Source organism: Micrococcales bacterium, assembly GCA_009784895.1.
Lineage (GTDB): Bacteria > Actinomycetota > Actinomycetes > Actinomycetales > WQXJ01 > WQXJ01.
This window is the reverse complement of record WQXJ01000081.1, coordinates 1-5178: the sequence shown is the minus strand read 5'-3', so window position 1 is coordinate 5178 and position 5178 is coordinate 1. Positions and strand designations below refer to the sequence as shown.

Genomic DNA, 5178 nt, shown 5'->3' with positions numbered 1-5178 from the left:
ATCGAAGAAGCGTGAACGTCCAAACCAACATAGGTACGATGATCCATGAGTCGAGTCCTTTCAAAACTCTTCGACTTGAAGGCGGCGGGGCACCAGCCCCGCCGCCACTATTGTCCAACCACCCAACCAACCCAGCCAATCACCACATAGTGTCTCGCGGATTCGCGTAGGGTTGGGGCCATGACACAGCCAGACTTTGCCGGCCCTATCGCAGACATTGACCAGGACATTGTTGAGCAGGTTGAAGCCATTGCTCGGCGCAGCCGGGAAGCGGCTCGCGTCTTGGCGGTGGCCTCGAGGCGGGCAAAGGACGAAGCCTTGGAGACCATGGCTCAGGCCTTGGTTGACCAGGCGTCAGTCATCATCGAAGAGAACGCCAAGGACCTGGCGAAGGGTCGTCAAGGCGGGCTAAGCGAGGCTCTGCTGGATCGCCTCAGGCTGGACCAACAGCGGGTCGAACAGGTCGCTGCCGCCTTGCGTGAGCTGATTGCGCTGCCGGACCCGGTGGGCCAGGTAGTCCGCGGTTCGACCTTGCCAAACGGACTGCAATTGCGTCAGATCCGCGTGCCCATGGGTGTGGTCGGCATGATCTATGAGGCGCGGCCCAACGTCACAGTTGACGCCGCCGGCCTGGCCATCAAGTCCGGCAACGCGGTGATTTTGCGCGGCGGCAGTGCCGCTGCCCGGACCAACCAGGCGATTGTTGAAACCCTGAGAAGGTCGTTGGAGGACACCGAACTGCCGCCGGATTGCGTCGAGACGGTCGACAAGTTTGGCCGTGAAGGCGCCAGAGCCTTGATGCGGGCCAGGGGCCTGGTCGACCTGCTAGTGCCGCGCGGCGGTGCCGGTCTTATCCAAACCGTGGTCAGGGAGTCAGTCGTGCCAGTGATCGAGACTGGCGTTGGCAACTGCCACGTCTACGTCGATCGCGCTGCTGACCAGGCACAAGCCTTAGAGATTGTGGTCAATTCCAAGGTTCAGCGGCCTTCAGTCTGCAACGCGGCGGAGACTTTGCTGGTCGACCAAGCCATTGCCCAGGACTTCATACCAAAGGTGCTGCAGGCCTTGGCTGATCAGGGCGTAGTGCTGCATGCCGATGCGGCCAGCCAGGCCCTGGCGCCTTCAGGGGTCGAAGCCACGCCGGCCACCGACGAGGACTGGGCCACCGAATACCTGGCCCTGGAAATGGCCGTTGGCGTGGTAGACGGAGTCAAAGGTGCTATCAGCCACATTCAGCGTTGGTCGTCTGGCCACACCGAGGCTATCTGCACCCGGGACATCTCCACGGCTGAGGACTTCACCGCCCGGATCGACTCGGCCGCCGTCATAGTCAACGCCTCGACCCGGTTCACCGACGGAGGCGAATTTGGCCTGGGCGCGGAGATCGGCATTTCAACCCAGAAGCTTCACGCCCGGGGGCCAATGGGGTTGGGTGAGTTGACCAGTTCGAAGTGGCTTGTATCTGGTCAAGGGCAGGTTCGCACCTGAAGCGGGACTGGCGATAAACTACCTGCGCGTCGCCGTGCCTACTACATGCCCGGCGCCGTTTGGTGACAGACTGGGGAGGCAAGTCCCGTCTGGGGTTCGTGAAGCTAAGGAGACCGAGTGCCAGACCCGGTTCAGCCATCCCGCATCGGGGTCATGGGTGGAACATTTGACCCAATCCACCATGGCCACCTGGTGGCGGCGAGCGAGGCCGCCGCGGTCTTCGACTTGGATGAGGTTGTCTTTGTTCCAACTGGTCAGCCGGTCTTTAAGCAGCAGCGGCGGGTAGCAGCGGCAGAACACCGCTACCTCATGGCGGTAATCGCCACCGCCTCTAACCCTCGTTTCACCGTCTCTAGGGTCGATATTGACCGTGGCGGTGTCACCTACACAATCGACACTTTGCGCGATCTGCGTCGGCAACGGCCTGGCGCCAGCTTCTTTTTCATCACCGGCGCGGACGCTATGAGTGAAATCCTGGCCTGGAAAGACGCTGCCGAGCTATTCACTTTGGCCCATTTTGTGGGTGTGACCAGGCCGGGCCACCAACTCCAACCCCTGGGAATTGACGACCGCGATATGTCGTTGCTCGAAGTACCGGCCCTGGCGATATCGTCGACCGACGTGCGCCGTAGGGTCAAAACGGCTCTGCCCATCTGGTACCTGGTGCCAGACGGTGTGGTCCAATACATCACCAAGCACCGCCTATATTCCGAGGATTCGCTATGACCGATTCGTCCGGCTCTCCCTACCGGGCCCATCGACCCGACCAGCCGTTAGATGAAGACTGGCTGAGAGGACGAGGGCACACCGGTGGGGCTGATCGGCTGGCGCCCGATGCCGGCACTTCAGACCCGGGGTTTGCCTCGCCCGGGCAGCGCTCGGCTTACACCTTCTCCGGCGCACCCACCTCCAAGCCAACTCCGGCCATCCCTTCTGAAGCCGAGTTTGCGGCCAGGCGTTCCGCCAACCAACCAACCTCCCGGGCAGAATCCCGCAGAATCGAAGAACGCTTGCGAGCCGCCCGTGACCAAGTCCGCGATTCGTGGACCCAGCTTGGCATGACGCCACCGGTAGCGGCCGGAAATGGCGCTGGCGCCCCTGGCCAGCGACCGGAACCGGCGGCAGATTCGACTGCGCCACCAGCCTTTGACCAGGCCAAACCTCCGGCCGAGCGGACGGGCTTAGTTTCCAGCCAAACCCCAGCGGTGGTACCGCGCAGGTCGTCCGCACAGCCGGTCTCACCAGAGCCGGCCGGCAGCGAGCTGCCAGCGCATCAGCGCCCAGCAGCGGTTGGCCGCCGTTTCAACGCCACCGGTGAGGCTGAAGCGCCACTTCTAAGCCGCTCGGCGGAGTCAGCACCGCCCGACCCGCCGTCGCCTTCAACACCTGAACCGGCCGAGTCGTTTGAGCCGCCGCCGGTCCCACCCGCGGCCCAAGCTGAGGCTGTCGCCGCGGCATCGTCCAATTGGCCGGAGCCAGGGCTAGCGCCGCGCCGGGGGGAGCCTGAGCCGCCTCGCCGGGCCGAGGGTGACGCCTGGCATGGTCCGGTCTCCCAGGTTGACCCCTTTGCCCCGGGGACCAGCGGTGGTTTTGAGGTTGTGCCGGATCAAAAGGCTCCGCTGACTTTGGGTGAGCCAGACCGAGCCTCAACTCTGGGCCAGTCGGTGGCAGTACCACCGCCCCCGGCCAAAACATCTAAGCCAAGCAGGCCGCCGCTGGCTGCGCCCGCGCCGGCTCCCATGCCAACTGTTACAGCAAAACCCTTGGCCGCCCAACCCACGCCGCCGGGGCCCAGCCTGCCAGGTGCCAGCCAGGTTGAGCCGCCTGCGGCTCTTGACTCGAGCGAATGGCCCAGGCCAACTTGGGCGGCGCCTATGGGCAGGGAGATGGTCGAAGACCCGGTCTTGTCCGGTCCAGACGCTTACGTCGAGCCGATGATGGCGCTCGATCCCGACCTGGCCCAACCAAGCCAGCCGGTCGAGCCATACCGGGCCGCGCCAGCTGCCACCACCGCGGCTTCAGGCCGCTCCCCGGCGATTGGCTTTGGCCCAGATGGCCGCGTGGCGCCGTCAAGCGTTGGTTCGGCGCTGGCCGGGCCAAGGCAAAGCCCAACCAGCCCACCGCCGGCCCGTACGGCACCAGCCAGTCCGGCGGCATCGGCCAGCCCGGCGCCGGCCGAGGATCTGCTTTCCGATCCGGTGGCGGCGGCCAAGGCTAGAATCCAGGCCCTGGCCGAACAGATTAGGGCTGAAACTCTTTCCTCCGCCCCGAATAGGACCCGCCCAAGACCCGTCACCAGCCCCAGGCCTAGCCCAAGACCTGGTCCTGCGGCCCATGGCGGCCTTGGCCGTCCGGTCGTGGCCCAACCCACGCCGCACCCCCCGGCCGTGCCGCCGGCGGTATTTGGCGAGGCTGCCCCGCCACCGTCGTTGCCGGCTGTTGACCCGGTGGCTAAGTCCCTACCAGCCGAGGTCCCGCCCGGGCCGAGCGACTGGGAGGCTGAGCTAGAGGTCCAAGCCCAAGCGCCGGCATCGGAGGTAGAAGACGAGGCTGATCTCGAACTGAACTGGGGAGTGCCCTCGACCGAATTGCCGGTTGTTGTGGCCTCGATTGCCTCTGGGCCGGATGACGGCCTGGTCCCAGACGATGTCGCTGAAGAACTCGAAGCCGGTGAGGCAGAGGCCCAAGTAGATGGCGACGACGATGACATGGGCTGGGAGGGGCCACCGGAAATCGACGACGACGGCCGGGGCCCGTGGCTCGACGGACCAGACGCACCGCGCGGCCGGGTGTCTTCCCGGGTTGGCGGCCGAGTCGCCGTAGCCGTTGGCAGCGGTCTGCTGATAGGCGCCATCGTGGCCGTGTTGAAACTGTTTGTGCTCTAGGAGGCATTTAGTGGCGGATGATTCAGCGCTGGCTTTGGCCAGGGCGGCAGCCAGCGCGGCTGACGGGGTCAAAGCAGAGCAAATCAAAGCCTTGGACGTGACCAGCCACTTGGCCCTGACTGATGTGTTCGTGCTAGCTAGCGGCGCCTCGGAGCGCCAGGTCGATGCCATTGTTGACGCCGTCGAGGAGCGCTGCACCCAACTTGGGGCCAAGGCCCGGCGTGAAGGCCGGGCCGGGTCACGTTGGGTCTTGTTGGATCTTGGCGCCGTCGTGGTTCATGTTTTCCACGCCGAGGATCGCCAATACTACGGCCTTGACCGGCTTTGGAAGGACTGCCCCGAAGTGCCATTGGACCAGTTTGTGGCCAGTCCAGCCCTAGTGACAGCGGTGGGGGAGTAGAGCCATGGGGGCCGAGCGAGCCGTGATCTGGCGCCACGGGCAAACCGCCTACAACAAGGCGCGGCGGATCCAGGGACAATCCGATATCCCGTTAGACGAAACGGGCCTGGCCCAGGCGGCCACCGCAGCCGAGCAACTGGTCGAGCTGGAGCCCGGGGCGATTGTGTCATCTGACTTGGTTAGGGCCGCTGCCACGGCCGGGGCCTTGGCCGCGCTGACCGGGCTCGAGGTCAGCCTCGACACCCGGCTGCGGGAACGGAACTTTGGCGACTGGGAGGGCGAATCAGCAGCTAACCTGCATGAACGCTGGCCAGCAGAGTTCGCTTTGTGGCGCCAAGGCCACGATATCGAGTCGATTGGCATGGAACGGCGGTCCAAAGCCGCCGCCCGGGTGGCTGCTGCCGT

The 5178-nt window shown here is 65.0% G+C and carries 5 protein-coding genes; all 5 read left to right on the top strand.

Annotation, left to right across the window (positions count from 1 at the left end):
• Window positions 1-180: 180 nt before the first annotated feature.
• Window positions 181-1488 carry a glutamate-5-semialdehyde dehydrogenase gene (locus FWD29_09770; GenBank protein MCL2804216.1) on the top strand — a complete coding sequence of 436 codons (1308 nt, stop codon included), beginning with the start codon at window positions 181-183 and terminating at the stop codon, window positions 1486-1488.
• Window positions 1489-1641: 153 nt separating this feature from the next.
• Entirely contained in the window at window positions 1642-2214 is a 573-nt protein-coding gene (gene nadD, locus FWD29_09765) for a nicotinate-nucleotide adenylyltransferase (protein ID MCL2804215.1), read from the top strand.
• Window positions 2211-4373 (top strand): hypothetical protein, encoded by a 2163-nt coding sequence (locus tag FWD29_09760; protein MCL2804214.1) that lies wholly within the window; start codon window positions 2211-2213, stop codon window positions 4371-4373. The genes nadD and FWD29_09760 overlap by 4 nt, the downstream gene beginning before the upstream one ends.
• 10 nt (window positions 4374-4383) lie before the next feature.
• Complete coding sequence (gene rsfS, locus FWD29_09755) at window positions 4384-4773, top strand: ribosome silencing factor (protein ID MCL2804213.1); 390 nt, start codon at window positions 4384-4386, stop codon at window positions 4771-4773.
• 4 nt (window positions 4774-4777) lie between these two features.
• Window positions 4778-5178, top strand: a 401-nt coding sequence (locus FWD29_09750; GenBank protein ID MCL2804212.1) for a histidine phosphatase family protein, incomplete at its 3' end; no start/stop codon positions are given.

Excerpts from the sequence above, each read along its gene's own strand:
- FWD29_09770 (MCL2804216.1), top strand. The coding sequence starts at position 181 with ATGACACAGCCAGACTTTGCCGGCCCTATCGCAGACATTGACCAGGAC.
- nadD (MCL2804215.1), top strand. The coding sequence starts at position 1,642 with ATGGGTGGAACATTTGACCCAATCCACCATGGCCACCTGGTGGCGGCG.
- FWD29_09760 (MCL2804214.1), top strand. The coding sequence starts at position 2,211 with ATGACCGATTCGTCCGGCTCTCCCTACCGGGCCCATCGACCCGACCAG.